Annotated in this window: 15 protein-coding genes and 1 tRNA gene; 13 read left to right on the forward strand and 3 right to left on the reverse strand. The window is 67.9% G+C overall.

Going from position 1 to position 18962, the window contains the following annotated elements; translation table 11 throughout:
- Nucleotides 1-270: 270 nt before the first annotated feature.
- The 3 genes from AC5Y43_RS16745 to AC5Y43_RS16755 all read left to right on the forward strand — a co-directional run bounded on the left by AC5Y43_RS16745 (nt 271) and on the right by AC5Y43_RS16755 (nt 3216).
- Entirely contained in the window at nt 271-1641 is a 1371-nt protein-coding gene (locus AC5Y43_RS16745; RefSeq protein WP_499974237.1) for a PE family protein, read from the forward strand.
- A 268-nt stretch (nt 1642-1909) separates the two neighbouring features.
- On the forward strand, nt 1910-2083 hold the full coding sequence (locus AC5Y43_RS16750; protein WP_499974238.1) for a hypothetical protein: 174 nt from the start codon (nt 1910-1912) through the stop codon (nt 2081-2083).
- A complete protein-coding gene (locus tag AC5Y43_RS16755) occupies nt 2080-3216 on the forward strand; it encodes a spirocyclase AveC family protein (protein WP_499974239.1) in 1137 nt (378 codons plus the stop codon). The genes AC5Y43_RS16750 and AC5Y43_RS16755 overlap by 4 nt, the downstream gene beginning before the upstream one ends.
- A gap of 231 nt (nt 3217-3447) precedes the next feature.
- Here AC5Y43_RS16755 and AC5Y43_RS16760 read toward each other — a convergent pair whose 3' ends face one another.
- Nucleotides 3448-5037 (reverse strand): PE family protein, encoded by a 1590-nt coding sequence (locus AC5Y43_RS16760; protein WP_499974241.1) that lies wholly within the window; start codon nt 5035-5037, stop codon nt 3448-3450.
- A gap of 570 nt (nt 5038-5607) precedes the next feature.
- Here AC5Y43_RS16760 and AC5Y43_RS16765 point away from each other — a divergent pair.
- The 5 genes from AC5Y43_RS16765 to AC5Y43_RS16785 all read left to right on the forward strand — a co-directional run bounded on the left by AC5Y43_RS16765 (nt 5608) and on the right by AC5Y43_RS16785 (nt 11050).
- Nucleotides 5608-6681, forward strand: a complete 1074-nt coding sequence (locus tag AC5Y43_RS16765; RefSeq protein ID WP_499974243.1) for a hypothetical protein — start codon at nt 5608-5610, stop codon at nt 6679-6681.
- 786 nt (nt 6682-7467) lie between these two features.
- Complete coding sequence (locus AC5Y43_RS16770; protein ID WP_499974244.1) at nt 7468-7665, forward strand: hypothetical protein; 198 nt, start codon at nt 7468-7470, stop codon at nt 7663-7665.
- Between the two features lie 29 nt (nt 7666-7694).
- Nucleotides 7695-8339: a recombinase family protein gene (locus AC5Y43_RS16775; protein WP_499974246.1), complete on the forward strand. Its 645-nt coding sequence runs from the start codon at nt 7695-7697 to the stop codon at nt 8337-8339.
- Nucleotides 8339-9772, forward strand: coding sequence for a site-specific integrase (locus AC5Y43_RS16780; RefSeq protein ID WP_499974247.1), 1434 nt, complete (start codon nt 8339-8341; stop codon nt 9770-9772). Before AC5Y43_RS16775 ends, AC5Y43_RS16780 begins: the two co-directional genes overlap by 1 nt.
- Before the next feature lie 156 nt (nt 9773-9928).
- Nucleotides 9929-11050, forward strand: coding sequence for a DNA methyltransferase (locus AC5Y43_RS16785; RefSeq protein ID WP_499974248.1), 1122 nt, complete (start codon nt 9929-9931; stop codon nt 11048-11050).
- Here the strand turns inward: AC5Y43_RS16785 and AC5Y43_RS16790 are convergent.
- Together AC5Y43_RS16790 and AC5Y43_RS16795 are read right to left on the reverse strand one after the other, a co-directional pair.
- Nucleotides 11024-12010, reverse strand: a complete 987-nt coding sequence (locus tag AC5Y43_RS16790) for a BstXI family restriction endonuclease (RefSeq protein WP_499974249.1) — start codon at nt 12008-12010, stop codon at nt 11024-11026. The two genes, AC5Y43_RS16785 and AC5Y43_RS16790, sit on opposite strands and share 27 nt — an antisense overlap.
- Before the next feature lie 200 nt (nt 12011-12210).
- Nucleotides 12211-12284, reverse strand: a tRNA-Gly gene (locus tag AC5Y43_RS16795).
- 266 nt (nt 12285-12550) lie between these two features.
- Between AC5Y43_RS16795 and AC5Y43_RS16800 the strand changes: the two genes are divergently transcribed.
- The 5 genes from AC5Y43_RS16800 (at nt 12551) to AC5Y43_RS16820 (ending at nt 18960) form a co-directional block, all read left to right on the forward strand.
- Nucleotides 12551-13189, forward strand: a complete 639-nt coding sequence (locus AC5Y43_RS16800) for a VldE C-terminal domain-containing protein (protein ID WP_499974251.1) — start codon at nt 12551-12553, stop codon at nt 13187-13189.
- A gap of 36 nt (nt 13190-13225) precedes the next feature.
- A complete protein-coding gene (dcd, locus tag AC5Y43_RS16805) occupies nt 13226-13798 on the forward strand; it encodes a dCTP deaminase (RefSeq protein ID WP_499974252.1) in 573 nt (190 codons plus the stop codon).
- A gap of 110 nt (nt 13799-13908) precedes the next feature.
- Nucleotides 13909-15918 (forward strand): DUF7159 family protein, encoded by a 2010-nt coding sequence (locus AC5Y43_RS16810; RefSeq protein ID WP_499974253.1) that lies wholly within the window; start codon nt 13909-13911, stop codon nt 15916-15918.
- Between the two features lie 184 nt (nt 15919-16102).
- Complete coding sequence (locus tag AC5Y43_RS16815) at nt 16103-17533, forward strand: DUF7159 family protein (protein ID WP_499974255.1); 1431 nt, start codon at nt 16103-16105, stop codon at nt 17531-17533.
- An 86-nt stretch (nt 17534-17619) separates the two neighbouring features.
- Nucleotides 17620-18960, forward strand: a complete 1341-nt coding sequence (locus AC5Y43_RS16820) for a UDP-glucose dehydrogenase family protein (RefSeq protein WP_499974256.1) — start codon at nt 17620-17622, stop codon at nt 18958-18960.
- The last annotated feature ends 2 nt before the right edge of the window (nt 18961-18962 follow it).

The following is an 18962-nucleotide window of genomic DNA, read 5'->3' on the forward strand; positions in this document are numbered from 1 at the left end:
TAATACCAGCGGCGTCGTCACTTTCTTTAGAGTCGCGGGCACTGTCGTCGGGACCGCGGGCCAGCCCGGCCTCCCCGGGCCCAACGGCTGGTTCTAGGGCGTAACCCACGACCGCGAGGGTGCAACTGGCGACGCCCGTTCTCGAGAAACGCGTCGGCAGTTGCACTTTCGCGGGTTGAGTTGATTGAAACTTGGGATCGGTAGCCGGGACACATCGATACGGTTTCGCCACTCGGCGGCCATTGGGCGGCCGATAGGGCGGAGGTCGTCATGTCGTTTGTCATCGCGGTCCCGGAGTATGTGACGGCGGCGGCCTCGAACCTGGCGGACGTCGCGTCGGCGATCGGCGCGGCCAACGCGGCGGCGGCGTCGTCGACGTCGAGTGTGCTGGCGGCGGGTAGCGACGAGGTGTCGGTGGCCGTCGCGGCGCTGTTCGGCGCGCACGCGCGGGCCTACCAGGCGATCAGCGCCGAGGCGGCGACATTTCACCAGCGGTTCGTCGAGCTGCTGAATGCCGGTGCGGGCTCCTACGCCGCGGCCGAGGCCGCCAATGCCAACCCCCTGCAAAATCTCCTCGACCAGATCAATGCGCCCTTCGAGGCGCTGCTGGGCCGGCCGCTGATCGGCGACGGCGTCGACGGCACCAACGGAACCGGCGCCAACGGCCAGAACGGCGGGTTGCTGTGGGGCAACGGCGGTGCCGGCGGTTCCGGCGCGCCCGGCCAGAACGGCGGCAACGGGGGCAGCGGCGGATTCTTGTTCGGCAACGGCGGCCGCGGCGGAACCGGCGGGGCCATCGGCACCGGCTTCGCCGGGTTCGGCGGTAACGGCGGCAACGCCGCCGGACTGTTCGGCAACGGCGGCGCCGGCGGGACCGGCGGGGCCTGCCCCAACGGCGTCGCCGGCGACGGCGGCTTCGGCGGCAGCGGCGGAATCCTGTTCGGCAACGGCGGTTTCGGCGGGACCGGCGGGGCCAGCAACATCGTCGCCGGCTGGGGTGGCAGCGGCGGCGACGGCCTCGGCATGCTCTACGGCGCCGGTGGCACCGGCGGCACCGGTGGCGCCGCCACCAGCAACGTCGGGGTCGCGGGCCTCGGCGGGAACGGCGGCAGCGGCAACATCCTCTTCAACCTCGTCAGCACCGGGGCCGACGGCGGCGCCGGCGGGTCGGCCGTCGGCGCCACCAACATCGGTGGGCAGGGCGGCCAGGGCGGCGGCGGCAGCGGCACCCTGTTCGGCATCGGCGGCAACGGCGGACCCGGCGGGGCCGCCCACTCCGCCGGCGGCACCGGCGGGGTCGGTGGCTACGGCGGCGACGGCGGCACCTTCTTCGGCATCGGCGGGGCCGGCGGCGACGGCGGGGCCGCCCAGAGCGGCGGCCACGGCGGCACGGGTGGGCTCGGCGGACTCGGCGGTCTGCTCTTCGGGCTCGGCGGCCACGGCGGCAACGGCTACGGCGCGGCCGGCCTGGCGTTCGGGGGCAACGGCAGCCAGGGCGGCTACGGGGGCCTGCTGTTCGGCATCGGCGGGGCCGGCGGCAACGGCGGCGTCGGGGTCAACCCGGGGGTCGGCGGCCCCGGCGGCTTCGGCGGCTACTACATCGGCGGCCTGAACGGTCCGAATGGGTTGACACCGGCGTGAACCAAGGCGAGCCGACGGGAAGCGGTTGCTCCTGGGAGTGGCTGAGGAAATCGTGGCCAGCACCGCGGAAAACGGAACAGATGTTTGGTCGATCGGCCACCAGCCGGATCGCCGGTCACCGTAGATCGGTTCGCCATGATGGATATGTATTCGGAATGATTCGCAGGCCGGATGATTGACGGTATCGCCCGCCCTGGTTATGGTCGGAACAACTATTAGGTTACAAATCTCGGGCAGCGCCAAACGTGGCACGCCGATGGGGGGTCACATGTCCTACGAGAGCACCGCCGGGCCGATCAAGTCCGGTCAGCTGGCGAGCAACCGAATTCCGTTGTTCGGCAAGTGGGCTCGCCGCGCCTGGCCGGCCGGCCAGCTCGCCGCCCGGCAGCCAAAAGTGTCAATTCGCATCGCGTCGATCGCACCGGTGAGGGGTAAGCAGTGACCACTGCAAAAACGCAAGTCGAGAACAGCCCGGATCTGGCGCGGCCCGAGAAGAGGTCGTGGCTGGGCGCGGGATTGGCCCTCGCGGCCGTCGTGGGGGTTGCGGTGCTCTTCGGGGTCAACGCGCGCAAGGGAATTGGGTCGGCACGCGTCGCCAACCCGGGAGTCGAGGGCACACCGCGTCCAGTCGAGCCGCTGTTCGGCTGGACCAACTGGTTGACCATCCTGGAGGTCTTCACAGTCGTCACGATGACCGCGATCGTCATCTTGTGGGTGGTGCACTGGCGACGGAACCCGCGCAACCCGGCGCTGCTGATGGCCATCGTCACCACTCTGATTGTGTGGCAGGACCCGATCATGAACTGGTCGCCGTTCGCGGTCTACAACCCGCAACTGTGGCATCTCCCCGAGGACTGGCCACTGGTGTCGTTGTCACCGACCGTCGAGCCGTTTGTCGTGCTCGGCTACGTCATGTTCTACCTCGGGCCGTACTTCCCGGCCATCTGGATTCTGCGAAAGCTGCAGGCGCGCAAAACAGCTGACTCGTTCCTCTGGCGACACCCGCTGATAAGCCTGGCCGCCATCATCTTCCCCATCGGGGTGATCGTCGATGCGGCGCTGGAGATCACGCTGGTTCGCACGGGGATGTACATCTACTCCCAGGTGCCCTCGTTTGCTTCGGCGTTCGTGGGGGAGACGTACCAGTTCCCGCTCATCTGGGAAGTGGTGGCGGTGAACTTCGTGATGGTTCCGGCCGGCGTGCTGCTCTACCGCGACGACACCGGCAAGGCGGTCGCGGAGAGGCTCGCGCAGCGGGCCCGCATCTTGGTGAGCCGCCCGCGACTGGGCACATTCCTCGTGATGCTGGTGATCCTGAACGTCGCCTACTTCTGCTACGGCGGCCTGTTCGCGATCGTCAAGTCGGCCCATCTGTCCACCTCGGTCGCATGCCCCTGGCCGTATCCGGAGGCCAAGATCTACGACCCCCAGGGGTTCTACGAGAAGAACGGTCAGGAGGGCACGTATGCGGTCGGGATCATGTCAACGTGGATGAGTGGTCAGCCCAACGGCCGGCCCGATGTGCAGCGCGGAGAGCTGAGCGATCGCTGTGGACCGGGGGGCTCGCAACGCTGAGCGCGGTAGACATCGCCGCCCCGCGTGCTGTGCGAGCCAGGAGATGATGCTCTCGCTGTGGGAACAGTGCAGGAGGACGTGGCCGTACGCGAGAAGGCGCGGTCGATGGAGACGTTCATTCAGGGTTTGGTGAACCATTTGACCGGCACACCTGTGATGCTTAGCGGTCGAGAATGCGGGCGCCCTCGGCGCCGGCCGTGCGGCGTCTGACTGCTGGTCTACGGACCGCGGCTACGGGAGCCCGGGTGACCCGTCCAGGCCTAGCAGCTGCCCGCCCGTGCCACCAACTCCGGCTTTTCCGTCTTTGCCCGGGGTCACGGCGAACCCGCCGTTGCCGCCGTTACCGCCATTGCCGACCAGCACGGCGTTGCCACCTCGACCACCGTTCCCGCCCGCGCCGCTCGCGTTGTTCGTGGCGTCGATCCCGCCGTCACCACCGTGCCCGCCGTTGCCGATCAACCCGGCCATGCCTCCGGCCCCGCCATTCCCGCCGATGATGGCGCTGATACCGCCGGCGCCACCGGAACCGCCGTCGCCGAAGAGCATGCCTGCGTTGCCGCCGGCTCCGCCGTCCCCGCCTATCGCGGCGCCCGAGGCGGCACCGCCGCCGCCGCCGCTGCCGCCGGTGCCGAAGAGCATTCCGGCCCGGCCGCCGGCGCCGCCCTTCCCGCCAATGGCGCCCGCGGTGCCGCCTGCCCCGCCGGCGCCGCCGGCGCCTGCGAATAAGCCTGCCGCGCCGCCGGCCCCGCCATCCCCGGCAATCGAGCCGCCACCACCGCCGGCGCCCCCGTCCCCGCCATCGCCGAAGAACATGCCCGCCGCGCCGCCGGCCCCGCCCTTGCCGTTGATTGCGCCGCCGCCGCCGCCGGTGCCGCCGGCCCCGCCATCGCCGCCGAGGATGCCGCCCTGGCCCCCAGCGCCGCCATTCCCGCTGATAGCACCGGCACCACCGCCGGCGCCGCCGAAGCCGCCGGGGCCGCCGCTGCCGATCAGCCCACCGGCTCCGCCGGCCCCACCGGGACCCGCGACCGCGGTACCGGTGAACCCGCCGTTGCCGCCCGCGCCGCCGACGCCGAACAGCCCCGCAGTGCCACCGGCGCCGCCGGCGCCGCCGTTACCGCCGGCGCCGTTACCGCTGCCGCCGGGGCCGCCGGTGCCGCCAGAGCTGAAGAGTCCGCCGGCTCCGCCGGCCCCGCCGTTCCCCCCGCTGCCGGCGGCGTTGAATCCACCGGCACCGCCACTGCCGCCGGCCCCGAACAGCAGCCCGCCGGCTCCGCCGGCGCCGCCGGCGGTGGTGCCGGGCCCGCCAGCGCCACCGGCGCCGCCCACACCGAACAACCCCGCGGGCGCGCCGGCGCCGCCGTTCTGGCCGACCCCGCCGGACCCGCCATTGCCGCCGCTACCGAACAAGATTCCACCGGCCCCGCCATTGGCCCCGCTGCCCGGAGCACCGTTGGCGCCGTTGCCGATTAGCGGGCGCCCAGTCAGTGTGAGGAAGGGCGCATTGATTGCGGTGAGAACGGGCTGTAGCACCGTCGCGGCGGTGGCCTCAGCACTGGCATACGACGCCGCACCGCCGGTCAAATTCTGGGCAAATTGGGCCTGAAACGCCGCCGCCCGCGCGCTGAGCGCCTGATACTGCTGCGCGTGATCGGAAAACACCGCCGCGATGGCCGCCGACACCTCATCGGCGCCCGCCGCCAGCACCGCCGTCGTCGGAGCGCTTGCTGCCGCGTTGGCCGCGCTGAATGCCGATTCGATTTGGCTTAAATTCGCTGCTGCTGCTGCCAACGCCTCCGGCACCGCGTTCACAAATGACATCGGACACCTCCCAGTGAGCCATGGCGACTACGCCATGCCCCCCCGGAAACCGCCGGTGATCGAGCGGGATGAATTCATCATCTCGCGCCGGGTGGAGCGTCGAGGGGTTTTGCCGATATTTCCGGCCTGTGAGCGACCGGTTGCACAAGCTGGCTGCGCACGTCGTCGTGGAGCCGATGACGGGAATCGAACCCGCGTATTCAGCTTGGGAAGTATTTTCGACGCCCGAACGGGTGAGCGAAAGCGGCTGGTAGGCGGGCTGCCGAGACCCAGCGTTGACACTGGTCAGATGCAAATTCGGTACGGCTAGCGGACGCCTCCGGTACGGCGTCGGTACGCCCACAGTTCGGCTGCGTTCAAGGGGCCGATAAGGGACCGCTGGAACATCCGTTCTTAAAATTCGCCCAGTGTCGCTTCGAGTACGACGGCGTATCCCGGCGCGTGGGCGGACACGGCGCAGCGCGAGCTAACCTCGCCGATAGGACGTAGCGCCTGTCTCCTACGCCGCGGAGCGCCGTCGGCAAAATTTGAGCGTGCTGACGAACGTCACCGTGAGATGCTGAGTCGGTGATGGGCATCATGCTGTGCGGAGCCTCTGACACGAAGTCTGTGCGAAACCGGTTCGCCCGGATCACACATGAGCTCGGGGGCGAACCGTGGCACTACCTTTCCGGTCGCATCTGGTTTCAGAATAAGGCGACTTCAAGTTGGGCTATCAACTCGGAAAATACGGTCAAGGATGCCCATTTATGCGTCTTTGTTATTCTTGAGCATTATGGCGAGATTACTTGGACTGTGGAATTTCAGCAGGCCTTATCGGCCGGGATACCATTCATAATCTTATGTCTGGATGATACGTTCAACGCCTACCTGGCACTAACGCGGTGGGTGGACGATGTTGATGAGGCGATCAAGGACCCGGGGGAACGTAACCTCGTCCAAACGCTGTCTGAACTCCTCTCGGCAACTCGTCAGTTGACCGTTATCCCATTCGACATCGAATATTTCTCAGATGTCTATCGGGCGGCAGCAGCGAACTACTTCGCCAGAGGATTGGAGGCTCTGAAGGCTCAGGCCCAGAGGGAATCCGTTGTCGCGATGCTGATGCAAAATAATGCTCTGCTGACGACCAAGGACCTTGTCGAAGTCGAAAAACTGGCACTGGACGAATTCGCGGACAAAGCGCCGCGAAAGCTTGCGATTGAAAGGCTTGCTGCTCACGGCTCAGCAAGTGTGGAAACAGTTCTTGCCTTAATGGGCAGCTGGGAGCAGGGCGTCCGCCGACTTACTGTTGAAAAGCTCGCGGAACTCTACCCTCATCGGCCGCCAGATTCTGCTTTCCTTGACGATTGTATTCGCTACGTCAATGACTCGGACGATACTGGCCTGGTGCGACGCCTTATTCCATCGCTGTTCGCGCTGGATGTTTCCGCTGCTATTCGAGCCGCCGTCAACCTCGATCTCACTGAAATTGGGGCGCGGCGGCGACTATCCGGGCTTCTGATTGAGCACGAAGATGTCTGTCGCACAAACGAACTACGTGAAATTTCCATCGAGCTCTTGTCCAGGTGCTTACTCAAGACTGACCAATCAGGCTGGATGCGTCGCATCGAGGAATGCTTGGAGCGCCTTCGGGACAGTTGATGGATTCGGGCTTGCTCAGTGGGGGCTCGGTGGAGTGCCCGCCCGGCGGGCCGTCTCGGGTGTGCCGTTCTGCGGCCTAGCGGGGCCGTAGCCGTGTGCGCCGGGCATCAGCAGCTCGGCGGGCACTGGCGCATTGGGTGGCCAGGGCGGGCGCTGGGTACACAAACCCGCCCCGGCCACGACTCATGGGGCCACCTGCTCACCCGGGTAGCCACGCTGTACCGCGCGAAGACAACGCGATGGTGAACCGTGCGGGGCATCGCCACAAGCGCAACGGAAAGCAAAGCAGCGCTTGGATTTCGCCAAGGCCCTCATGCTTGAGCGCGCGGTACGTGGTATAGCACCTGACCCGCGCGTGTCGCCGGCCGCCAAGCGGCTGGCGAATGCTGTGGCCAAGCGGGCGGGGAAGCCGATCCGCCGCGCCGCTACGCGGCCAGCAGGGCCGCCTAAGCTCGGCGAGGCTGCCGTAGCGCCCCCCGAGCGGCCCGTAGAGCCTATGAAGCCTGTCGAGCGGCCCGCTTTTCAACGACCGGTGTTCGCAGAGCCTACGGAGCCGCCGAGACGCCAGCTAAGCACAGCCGAAGATGCCCTGGCCGACGTAGCGCGGGCGAACCGGCTAGCAGGAGCGGTTAGCCAACGTAGACGAAGGCGCAGGTGAGGGGCAGATATGAGTGTGCTAGCTGGCGTAGCGTTCGGGGCGTAAGGCGGTGACGGTCGTTTCCGCCCCTACGAGAGGAACCGAAGTTGAGCAGATTCAAACCCGGCGACCGCGTACGCGTGGTCTCGGTGACCAACGAGCGCCGCGAGCCAATCACTGACGCGGCACACCCCGACGCAATCGACTGGACCGGAACACCGCTGATCGGCGCGGTGGGCGTTGTGACCAACGTGTTCGCGGACCGGCAGACGCGCAACAACATTCGCCTAGACCACCTCGTGGAGACCGTGGCTTTCCCCGACGCGGACCTGGAGCCAGAAGCATGAGTGCGGCACGAAATCCACAGAGCACGCTCATGTTCGGCTACTGCCGCGTCAGCACTGAGGAGCAGGCCGCCAGCGGCAACGGACTGGAGGCGCAGCGCGCCGCCATCGACGCCGAGGCGAAGCGCCGAGGCTGGACCCTGGAGCACTATGCCGACGCAGGCGCCAGCGGGAAGTACATCAACGGGCATCTGCGAGAAGTGCTGCAGCTCTTGGCCTCTGGGCAAGGCGACGGCCTGATCGTGGCGAAGCTCGACAGGCTCGCGCGATCAATAGTTCACGCTGCAAACATAATTGACGCAGCGCAAGCGCAAGGTTGGTCGCTGGTCGTGCTCGACATCAACCTGGACCTGTCGACCGCTGCGGGTCGCATGATGGCCCGCACGGTCGTCAACTTCGCTGAGTATGAGCGGGAGCTGATCAGCGAGCGCACCAAGGCCGGTCTCGCGGCGAAGCGGGCGCGCGGCGAGCGCATTGGCCGGCCCAGGCAGGCGCCACCGGGCGTCGTGCGACGAATCGTCATGGACCGCAACACCGGTCTCAGCTTCGCCAAGATCGCGACCACCTTGGCGACCGAGGGCATCTTGAGTCCAGCTGGCCTCCCCACCTGGCAGACCTCGACGGTGCGGCGCATCTATGCGAGCGCCACCGCCGCAACAGAAACGGACGCAAGCTGATGGCAAGTATTCAAAAACGCATCCGCGGCAGCGGGACAACAACATTCGTCGTTCGCTGGTATACGCCGGATGGTGCTCAGCGCACAAAGGGCGGCTTCCGCAGCCGTAAAGACGCCAAGGCGTTCGCCGCGAAGGCCGATGCCGAGATGTTGACGGGCATGGAGTTCGACCCCGGCAAGGGCAAGATGTTGTTCCGCGACGCGGCGGCTATCTGGTTGGAGTCCCGGAAGGCCGATACCCGCAACAACGCCGAGAACCACCGCTATGCGCTCGCCCCGGCCGCAACCCGGCGCGGCGACGGCAAGTCCCTCGGCATTGACGCGGTGTTCGGCGGCTACCCGCTCAACAAGATCACCCGCGAGTACATCCAGGTCTGGGTGAACCGGCTCACCGGCGCAGGCAAGAAGCCGTCCACCGTGCGGCACGCGTTTTGGACGGTGCGCATGGTGTTGGAGCAGGCGGTGGTGGATGGCCGGCTGGCGAAGAACCCCGCCGAATACATCAAGTTGCCCACTGAGACCGGCACCAACGGCGGCCAAGCTGGGGTAGTCGTGGACCGGTCCATGTTCCTCACTCCCGCACAAGTTTCCGCGCTCGTAACCGCGACGCCTTGGCCGTACAACGTCCTGGTCCACGTCGCGGCATGGGCGGGGCTGCGCGCGGCGGAACTCGGCGGGCTCACCATCGGGAACGTCGAACTGCCGGACGCGCCGCTGAACCCGAATGTCCAAGCGAAGCCAGGCGTGCTGCGCGTCCAGCAGGCCGTGCGGCCCAACGGTTCCGTAGTCGAGTACGGCCCGCTGAAGACCAAGCAGAGCTACCGCCGTGTGCCATTGACCGCCGAGACGACGGCGTTGCTGCGGGACTACCTCGCCCAGCACCCGCGCCGCGACGAACTCGACGCGCCGCTTTGGCCGGGTATGTCGCTGACGCGGCCCCGGCCTACCGGAGTGCGGGCGACACCAGCCAACACAGGAGCGGCGACTACGGGTGTGGAAGTTGCCCCACCGAGCACCGGCGCGAAGGCCCGCGCGCGGCGGCAGGCCGACGCCGTGGCCGGACTGTCGGTGGAGGACGCCGAGAAGCGGCTGGTGCTCGACTGGACCTCGCCGCTACGCCACGCGACGTTCTACAAAGCCGTCTACCGACCAGCGGTGTTGCGCGCCAACAGGCTAACGCCAACCGCGAAGCTGTCCCCGGACCAGTCGTTCCACTCCTTGCGCCACACGTACGCGAGCTTGTGCCTCGCGGCGGGTATCCGGCCCATCGACATCGCGGAGTTGATGGGGCACCGGGACGTCAAGACGACGCTGACCGTCTACGCCCACCTCATCGACACGGACGACCACACCGGCAACATGGCGGCGCTCGGCGCGCTGGCCACCCCCGCGACGCCGAGCTACGGCGCCAATGTGATCCCGCTGCTGCGATAGGCGGGCGCCCGGCGGAGTTGTCGTTCACTGCCCGTTGTCGGGCCGAATCGTAGAATCGAACACATGTGCGAATCAGGCGGGGCGCGTCTCCCTCACTCCAACGGCGCTACGGGTTACTCTCACTCAAACAATGTTCAGCCCTTGAGAAGGAAGAACATGACAGATCGCAGCATCGACCTTCAGAGCATCCGCGGAGCACTCGCCGGTGCGGTTGCCGACGAGGCGTCGGAGGCACTTGTCTGCATGGGTGACTCTTTAGAGCTGCTGCGGAGGATGCCCGACCAGTCCGTGAGTTTGATCGTGACTGACCCGCCGTACCACAGCACCAAAAAGAGCAACATCCACAACGACACTGCCTTTCAAGAAGACCATGAGTTCTTGCAGTGGATAGAGGACTACACCGTCGAATGGAAGCGCATTCTTAAGCGCAGCGGAACGCTGTATCTCTTCTGCTCTGCGCAAATGTCGGCCCGCCTTGAAGTGATGATGGCGAAGTACCTTCGCCCGATCAATCACGTCACATGGACGAAGCCCAACGAACCGGGTTATGACGGTTGGAAGGGCAAAATGAAAAAGGAGTCTTTGCGGACCTGGTATCCGCATTCTGAACGGATTCTCGTATTCGAGCATGGCGGATATGGGACATGGGAGGCCTACCGTCGGTCACCGATGGGGGAGTATCTGCTCGACTGCCGAAAGCGCGCGGGCGTCTCAATGGTCCAGCTGACCGAAGATATCGGTGAGTACGGAAACATCAATCGCGGTGGGGCGGTGGCGAACTGGGAGGCGGGGCGCAATATCCCGAGCCGAGAGCAGTACCGGAAACTAGTTGACGCGCTCCAAGGCTACGGTGTCACCGACATGCTTGACTACAACGATCTGATCCGACCCATGATCGTTAGTAAAGACGTCGAGTTCACCGATGTCTGGAACTTTATGAGTGTGCGACCGTTCAAAGACAAGCATCCTGCGGAGAAGCCGCAAGATATGTTGATGCACATCATTCAGGCGTCGAGCTATCCGGGTGATATCGTGCTCGATTGTTTCGCTGGGTCAGGATCGACCGGTGTCGCGGCACTGAGACTTGGTCGGCGAACCGTATGCATAGAGCTGGACGAGCGCTGGGTCAAGCGGGCGGCGAAGGAAATCACAGAAGCGCGGCTGGACGCTGACTACCAGCCGCCAAAACGAACCCACCACGCCAAAGGTAAAAACCTTGCATTACCGCTCGACGGCCTCCACGACGGTGCGTTACCGCTCGACGGCCTTTTCGATTAGTTTCTTCTCGTGGGCAATCTTTTCGATGCCGCCGTTGTTCTCGATTACGCTTTTCATCCAGTCTAGAGTTTCTGGAATTCCCTTGTCTCCGACAACCACGTTGCAGTGATGGTGCCCCCAGCCTAGGTTGTACGGTCGGTGGAGCAGCGTGCCGTAACGGAGCTCCTCGATGTGGAACAGATTGATGGGCGTAATCCTGATGTTCCATGTTTCTCTTCCCTCGGCTTGTTCGCTGCTCTTCATCAAGCCACCGGCAGAAACTAGTTCCAGGCATAGGGGGCAGATTGTTTGGTTGTCGTCGTTTATCGCTCGGACGAGCCGCAACCGTTCAACATCGAGCAATCCCTGCGCTTCAGCTTCCGCAAGCTTTGCTTGGGCGCGTTCATGCGCACCAGCCTTCGACATGCCTGCTTGAACAACAACTTTAAAGCTATCGGCACACATCCAGACCAATGCTTCGAGTTGCAGCTTGGTGGCAGCGACGGTCGTCGAAGAAGCGTATTCGTAGACGCGAATGCCTGCACCGCGCATGTTGGTCATCGCGTAGCCCTCGATCACCGCGACACCGTGGGCGGTGGTGGCAGGCACGCGTGCGACGAATGTGCCGCCAAGCGGGGACAGTCGGGAAGTCGCGGGCGTGAGTGCCTTCCCGGATCGCAAGCGGCGTCGGTTGCCATAGGCCTCCCACTGCTCCGGTTGCTGGAAGTAGAGCAAGGCGTTCTCGCCGATGATCAGACCATCTGCGGCGAGTTGTTGATCGGCCGCACTTTCCGACATGTACCAATCGGGATCGATGAGGACGATAAAGCCGCATTGGTATCCATCGGAACCGTCGTCTGGCTTGGCGCAGTTGCGGTATTGGCCTTGGGGTATCAACACGGTGCTGTAGCGGCCGACGCGATTCTGGTAGATCTCATTAGGGGTGGCGCCCCTGGTTTGGCCGGTCTTGTCCAGCTTCATCCGCAGAAGGGCGGGTAGCTGCTCAAGCCTCTGCCTCGACGTGCGCCGTTCCATGGCGTCGATAGTGCCATCGCCAGGTCGCGCACCACAGGGCCGCACCGGCGTGTGGCGCGAGCCGTGTTGCCGGGCCATGCAAGGGACCGTTAGGGGACCACCGGGCCGCGAGCGCAGGCCGCAAGGCGGTTATGCCCTGGTCAGAGTGGAGCCGATGACGGGAATCGAACCCGCGTATTCAGCTTGGGAAGCTGATGTTCTGCCATTGAACTACATCGGCGCGGTTGCTTCGAAAGGCTAGCATCCAGCGCCGGGAGGCGGCCCGGCCGATCGACTGTGAGTCCACGGCTCCCGCTGTGCGTCCAGGGCGCGATTCGCGGCCCGGATCACGCCCTGGGCTCACGCTCGACGCCATGGCTTCACACTGGATGCGGGCGCGGCCGCGGCCGCGGCAGATGTGACGTAAGCAACGCGATTAAATGCCGCGCAGCATTTTTAGACAATGCCTATTTTATTATTTCGTGATCTGCCCGTAATGTGCTTGCCGTGGGTCGGCACGAATTAGCCAGGAAGCGGCGAAAGTCCCCAGGTGTGCTGGCTGCAGTGCTCGCTCCCGCCGCCATCTTCTTCGCGGCCGCCGGCGACGACCGCCCGATGCCCACCCACGAGGTCGCCAAGCCCGTTATCGAAGACAGCACGCCGTGCTGCCTGGAAGTCGTCACCGCGGCGCGCAATACCCCCATTAAAGCGGGTGTCGTCGACGCCGAGCCGGTGGCGTCTAGGTACCACACCCGGTCCCGGTTCCTGCCCGTCGGCGTCGCGTCGGAGCGGGGGCTTCAGGTCAGGACGATCCTGGCCGAACGCGCCATCAGCGCGGCGTTCCCCCAGATCCACGAGATCGGCGGTGTGCGGCCGGATGCGCTGCCGTGGCACCCGCGCGGCCTGGCGCTCGACGTGATGATCCCCAACCCCGGCAGCACCGACGGCATCGCGCTGGGCAACGCGATCGTCGCCTACGTGATGCAGAACGCGAAGCGGTTCGCGATCCAGGACGCGATCTGGCGGGGCGTCTACTACACGCCCGGCAGCGCGCAGCCCAGCCGGCTCGGCCACTACGACCACGTCCACGTCACCACCACCGGCGGTGGGTACCCCACCGGCGGCGAAGCGTACTTAGCCGACTGAAGCCGACCGAAGACGCCCAGCGGATACGCTCATCCGGTGCTGCTCTCCGATCGTGACCTGAGGTCCGAAATCTCCGCCGGCCTGCTGGGCATCGACCCGTACGACGACGCCCTGGTGCAGCCCTCGAGTATCGACGTTCGCCTCGACAGCATGTTCCGGGTGTTCAACAACACCCGCTACACCCACATCGACCCCGCGCGGCAGCAGGACGAGCTGACGACGCTGGTGCAACCGGTCGACGGGGAACCGTTCGTGCTGCACCCGGGCGAGTTCGTGCTCGGCTCGACGCTGGAGCTGATCACCCTGCCCGACAACCTCGCGGGGCGCCTGGAGGGCAAGTCGTCGCTGGGGCGCCTGGGTCTGCTGACGCATTCGACGGCCGGGTTCATCGACCCCGGCTTCAGCGGTCACATCACGCTGGAGTTGTCCAACGTCGCCAACCTGCCGATCACCCTGTGGCCGGGCATGAAGATCGGTCAGCTGTGCATCCTGCGGCTGACCAGCCCGGCGGAGCACCCCTACGGCAGTTCCCGGGCGGGGTCGAAGTATCAGGGCCAGCGGGGGCCGACACCGTCACGCTCCTACCAGAACTTCATAACGTCTACATAGGTTCCGCGGGACCCGCACGCCTCCGTTCTGCGCGATACTTAGATAGTCATGGTTTTAACCTCCTGTTTGCCCGTGGTTCACCATGCATTTACCTTTTGGAGGCGTTTGTTTTGGACATCGTGCTCGGGGTGTCGATGGCACCGGCATCGATCCAGATGGTGGTGTTGGAAGGCGAAAACGCCGACGGCGCCACGGTGGACGAGGACGAGTTCGACGTCACCGCTTCCGACGACGCGACCACCGCGACCGGACCCGATCGAGTCGTCGCCGCCATCCTGGGCACGCGCGAAGGCGCCGCGGATGCCGGCCTGGAGCTCTCCGCCATCGGCGTGACGTGGACCGATCAATTCGAGGCGGCCGCCCTGCGCGACGCGCTGGCCGCCCACAAGATCGAGAACGTCATGCTGGTGTCGGCGTTTCTGGCGGCGGCGGCGCTGGCCCAAAGTGTCGGCGGGGCAGTGGGTTACGAGCGCACCGCGGTGCTGTACGTGGAGCCCGACACCGCGACGCTGGCCGTCGTGGAGACCTCCGACGGCTCCATCGTCGACGTCCGCAGGCAACAGATCCATGCCCAGTCCTACGACGACGCGATCACGCAACTCAGCGGCATGGTCGCCGGGCTGGAACACGCGGAATTGGCTCCCGGCGGGCTGTTTTTGGTCGGCTCGGGCGTCGATATCGCCCCGATCAAACCGGCACTGGAGGCGGTGACGTCGCTGACCGTCAGCGCGCCCGAGGAGCCCGATACCGCGCTGGCCCGCGGCGCGGCCCTGGCGTCGGCGAACGCGCCGCTGTTCGCGTCGTCGACCGCGGCGCTGGCCTACGCCCAGGACCCGGGCACCGGCGTCGTCGACCAGTACGCCCTGCCCGAATACCTCAGGGTCGGAGCCGAATTCGGCGACGACGACGTCGCCTACAGCGCCCTGGGGGACGATGACGCCGACGCCCAAACCGTCGTCATCGAAAAGCTGTTTGCCCAGGAGCCGGAACAGCCGCGTCGCCGGGCGGCGCTATTGATCGGCAGCGGGCTGGCGGTCGTCGGCATCAGCGCGGTGCTGGCGCTCGAGATCGCGCTGGCGGTTGGCATCCGCACGACGGGGGCAGTCGGGTTGCGGCCGACGCCGGGCCAAAGCCTCATCGTCCCAACGCAACAGGCACCGGCGCCCGCGCCGGTTCAGGCGTCCCCTCCGAAGCCGAACGTCAGCATCCCGCAGCCGCTCATGGCACCGCGGCCGGTGAACCTGCCGCCCGCGCCATTGCCCGCGGCTGCGCCCCCGGTTCCGGCCGCCCCGCCGATTCCCGCGGCTCCCATTCCGGTGCCGGTCCCGGTCCCGGTGGTGCTTCCGCCGTTGGCTCCGATCCCGGCGCCACCGCTCCGCGTGCCCGTCCCCAACCCCGTCGTGAACCCGCCGGTGCTCCCGGTCCCCCCGCTGTTGTCGCCGCCGAAACCCGTGACGCCCCCAGCGCCGGTGCACATTCCGCGGCCGCCGTCACCACCGCAGGGTGTTGGCACGCTTCCGCATTCGCCGCCGCACCCACCCGGGCACGGCTCGCTGCCCAACCCCAGCACCCCCGGCGGTCCCGGCGGCGGCCACCTCCCGACGCCGGGCAACGGTCCCGGCGGTCCCGGCGGGCCGCTCGGTGGCGGGGGGCCGATCCACATCCCGGCGCCGGGTAACGGTCCCGGCGGTCCCGGCGGGCCGCTCGGGGGCGGTCCGTTCGGCGGTGGCGGGCCCATCCACATCCCGACGCCCGGCGGGCCGCTCGGGGGCGGTCCGTTCGGCGGTGGCGGGCCCATCCACATCCCGACGCCCGGTGGCCCCGCCGGCGGCGGTCCGTTCGGCGGTGGCGGGCCCATCCACATCCCGACGCCCGGCGGCCCCGCCGGGGGTGGCCCGTTCGGCGGTGGCGGACCCTTCGGCGGCGGCGGTCACGGCGGTGGCGGCGGTCCGTTCGGCGGCGGTGGCGGACCCTTCGGCGGCGGCGGTCACGGCGGTGGCGGTCCCTTTGGCGGCGGGGGCGGCGGCTTCGGCGGCGGCCACAGCGGCGGCGGCCTGGGCGGCGGCGGCCTGGGCGGCGGCGGCGGCCACGGCGGCGGCGGGGGCGGCGGGCACCGATAGCCCTGCGCTGATGACCGGGCGTCGCCCTGCGCGGCGGTAGCGGCACGGCCCGACCGGCGTAAAATTGGGAAGCACGGGAATCCGGGTGGGGACTGTCAACTCGCGGCAGCCGGTTGAGGCTTGCGATCACTTGCGGCGATGACGTTTCTGCCCTCACCGGCAAGCAAACGACGATGGAGGAGCTTTGGACACCGTACTTGGCGTGTCGATGGCGCCGACGGCAGTCCGTATGGTGCTGGTCGAAGGCGAGAATGCGGACGGCGCCACCGTCGACGAGGACAATTTCGACGTCGCGGCCGAGGACGATGTGGCAACCGTCACCGCGGCCGACCAGGTAGTCTCGGCGATCCTCGGCACCCGCGAGGGCGCGGCCGAGGGCGGCTACCAACTGGCCTCGACCGGCGTGACGTTCACCGACCCCATCGAGGCCGCCGCACTGCGCGATGCGCTGGCCGCCCACAAGGTCGAGAACGTGATGTTGGTCTCGGCTTTTCTGGCCGCGGCCGCACTGGCCCAAACCGTCGGTCACCAGACCAACTACGGGCGCACGGCCCTGCTCTACATCGAGCCCGACACCGCCACCCTGGCGGTCGTCGACAGCGCGGACGGCTCGGTCACCGACGTGTACCGCCAGGCCCTTCCCGCCGACGACGAGGCGGCCGTCAGCCAGCTGGCCTCCATGGTCTCCGGCGCCGAGGCGCTGGAGACGCGGCCCGACGCCGTGTTCGTCGTCGGCAACGGCATCGACATCCCGATGATCAAGCCGGCACTCGAGGCCGCCACCACGCTTCCGCTGGCGGCGCCCGAGGAACCGGACACGGCGCTGGCCCGCGGCGCGGCGCTGGCGTCGGCGCACGCCCCGTTGTTCGCGTCGTCGACCGCGGCGCTGGCCTATGCGCAGGACCCGGGCACCGGCGCCATCAACCCGTTCGCGGTGGCCCCCGGCTACTTCGACACCCCGGAGGCCGGGGCGAACGCGCTGGCCTACAGCGCGGTGCCCGACGACTTCGACGAGACCTACACCGGCGCGCAGCCGACCCAGCTCGTCGGCGGCTATCGCGACCGCAAGTCCTTCCGGCTGGTCGGCAGTGCGCTGGCCGCGACCTTCGTCGTCGGGGTGACGGCGCTGGTGGTGTCCCTGGCGATTGCCATCCGGCCCACCGCCAACGTGCGCCCCGACCCCGGCCAGCACGCCGTCGCCCCCACGCAGGCGGCCCCGGCGCCCGCCGCCCCGGCTCCGGCGCCCGCCGCCCCCGCGCCGGCGCCCGCGGCGCCCGCACCGGCGCCGGCTCCCGAAGCGCCCGCGCCCGCCCCGCCGCCGGCGGCGGTTCCGGCCCCCGCGCCGGCCCCGGTCCCGGCGGCCCCCGCACCCGCGCCGATCCCGGTGCCGGCCGCCCCGCCCCCCGCGCCGCCGCCGGTGGCGCCGGTCCCCGTGCCCATCCCGCTGCCGATCCCGGGCCTCGGCGGCCCGCCCGGCGGCGGCTGGGGGCCCGGCGGCGGCCACGGCGGTGGTCACGGCGGCGGCGGCTTCCCCGGCGGCGGCCACGGCCCGTTCGGCGGTGGCGGCGGTCACGGTCACGGCGGGTTCGGCATCCCGGGCATCCCCGGTATCTAGACCCGGCGGCCACCTGTCATCTGCCGTTCGTCTGCCGCTCAGTGCTGCGACGCAGTCAGCTCATCGCGGCTCCCTACACCGGTGGTATGCGATGCACCGTCTTCGGCACCGGCTATCTGGGCGCAACCCACGCGGTCGGGATGGCGGAACTCGGGCACGACGTCGTCGGGATCGACATCGATCCCGGCAAGGTCGCCAAGCTCGCCGGCGGCGACATCCCCTTCTACGAGCCCGGCCTGCGCAAGCTGCTGACCGACAACCTGGCCGCCGGGCGGCTGACCTTCAGCACCGACTACGACATGGCCGCCGAGTTCGCCGACGTGCACTTCCTCGGGGTCGGAACCCCGCAGAAGAAGGGTGAATACGGTGCCGACCTGCGCCACGTCCACGCCGTCATCGACTCGCTGGTGCCGCGGCTGAGCCGGCCCTCGGTGCTGGTCGGCAAGTCGACGGTCCCGGTGGGCACCGCCGCCGAGCTGGGCCGGCGCGCCGCCGCGCTGGCACCGCGCGGGGTGGACGTCGAAATCGCGTGGAACCCGGAGTTCCTGCGGGAGGGGCTCGCCGTGCACGACACCATGCACCCCGACCGCATCGTCCTTGGGGTGCAACAGGATTCGATGCGTGCCGAGGCGGCCGTGCGCGAGCTGTACGGCCCGCTGCTGGAGGCCGGTGTCCCGTTTTTGGTGACCGACCTGCAGACCGCGGAGCTGGTCAAGGTGTCCGCCAATGCCTTTCTGGCGACCAAGATCTCGTTCATCAACGCGATCTCCGAGGTGTGCGAGGCCACGGGCGCGGACGTCAGCGTGCTGGCCGACGCGCTCGGTCACGACCCGCGGATCGGTCGCCAATGCCTAACCGCCGGTTTGGGTTTCGGCGGCGGCTGCCTGCCCAAGGACATCCGCGCGTTCATGGCCCGCGCCGGCGAGCTGGGTACCGATCAGGCCTTGACGTTCCTGCGGGAGGTGGACAGCATCAACATGCGCCGCCGCACCCGGATGGTCGAATTGGCCACCAGCGCCTGCGGCGGCTCGCTGCTGGGCGCCAACATCGCCGTGCTGGGCGCGGCGTTCAAGCCCGAATCCGACGACGTGCGCGACTCGCCCGCGCTCAACGTCGCCGGCCAGCTGCAGCTCAACGGCGCCGCGGTCAACGTGTACGACCCCAAGGCGCTGGACAACGCGCAGCGGATGTTCCCGACGCTGAATTACGCGGTCTCGGTCGAGGAGGCCTGCGAGCGCGCGGACGCGGTGCTGGTGCTCACCGAGTGGCGGCAATTCGTCGAGCTGGACCCCGACGACCTGGCCGACGGGGTGCGGGCCCGGGTGATCGTCGACGGCCGCAACTGCCTGGACGCCGCCCGCTGGACGCGGGCCGGGTGGCGGGTGTTTCGCCTGGGAGCGCCACGGCCCCAACGGCCCGGCGAGTAGCC

The sequence above is a fragment of the Mycobacterium sp. NGS57 genome, assembly GCF_059812405.1.

What these genes read in the sequence shown, in the direction of transcription:
- AC5Y43_RS16760 (WP_499974241.1), bottom strand. Translation starts at nt 5,037, where the DNA reads ATGTCATTTGTGAACGCGGTGCCGGAGGCGTTGGCAGCAGCAGCAGCG.
- AC5Y43_RS16745 (WP_499974237.1), top strand. Translation starts at nt 271, where the DNA reads ATGTCGTTTGTCATCGCGGTCCCGGAGTATGTGACGGCGGCGGCCTCG.
- AC5Y43_RS16820 (WP_499974256.1), top strand. Translation starts at nt 17,620, where the DNA reads ATGCGATGCACCGTCTTCGGCACCGGCTATCTGGGCGCAACCCACGCG.
- AC5Y43_RS16790 (WP_499974249.1), bottom strand. Translation starts at nt 12,010, where the DNA reads ATGAAGCTGGACAAGACCGGCCAAACCAGGGGCGCCACCCCTAATGAG.
- AC5Y43_RS16785 (WP_499974248.1), top strand. Translation starts at nt 9,929, where the DNA reads ATGACAGATCGCAGCATCGACCTTCAGAGCATCCGCGGAGCACTCGCC.
- AC5Y43_RS16750 (WP_499974238.1), top strand. Translation starts at nt 1,910, where the DNA reads ATGTCCTACGAGAGCACCGCCGGGCCGATCAAGTCCGGTCAGCTGGCG.
- AC5Y43_RS16780 (WP_499974247.1), top strand. Translation starts at nt 8,339, where the DNA reads ATGGCAAGTATTCAAAAACGCATCCGCGGCAGCGGGACAACAACATTC.
- AC5Y43_RS16775 (WP_499974246.1), top strand. Translation starts at nt 7,695, where the DNA reads ATGTTCGGCTACTGCCGCGTCAGCACTGAGGAGCAGGCCGCCAGCGGC.
- AC5Y43_RS16765 (WP_499974243.1), top strand. Translation starts at nt 5,608, where the DNA reads ATGGGCATCATGCTGTGCGGAGCCTCTGACACGAAGTCTGTGCGAAAC.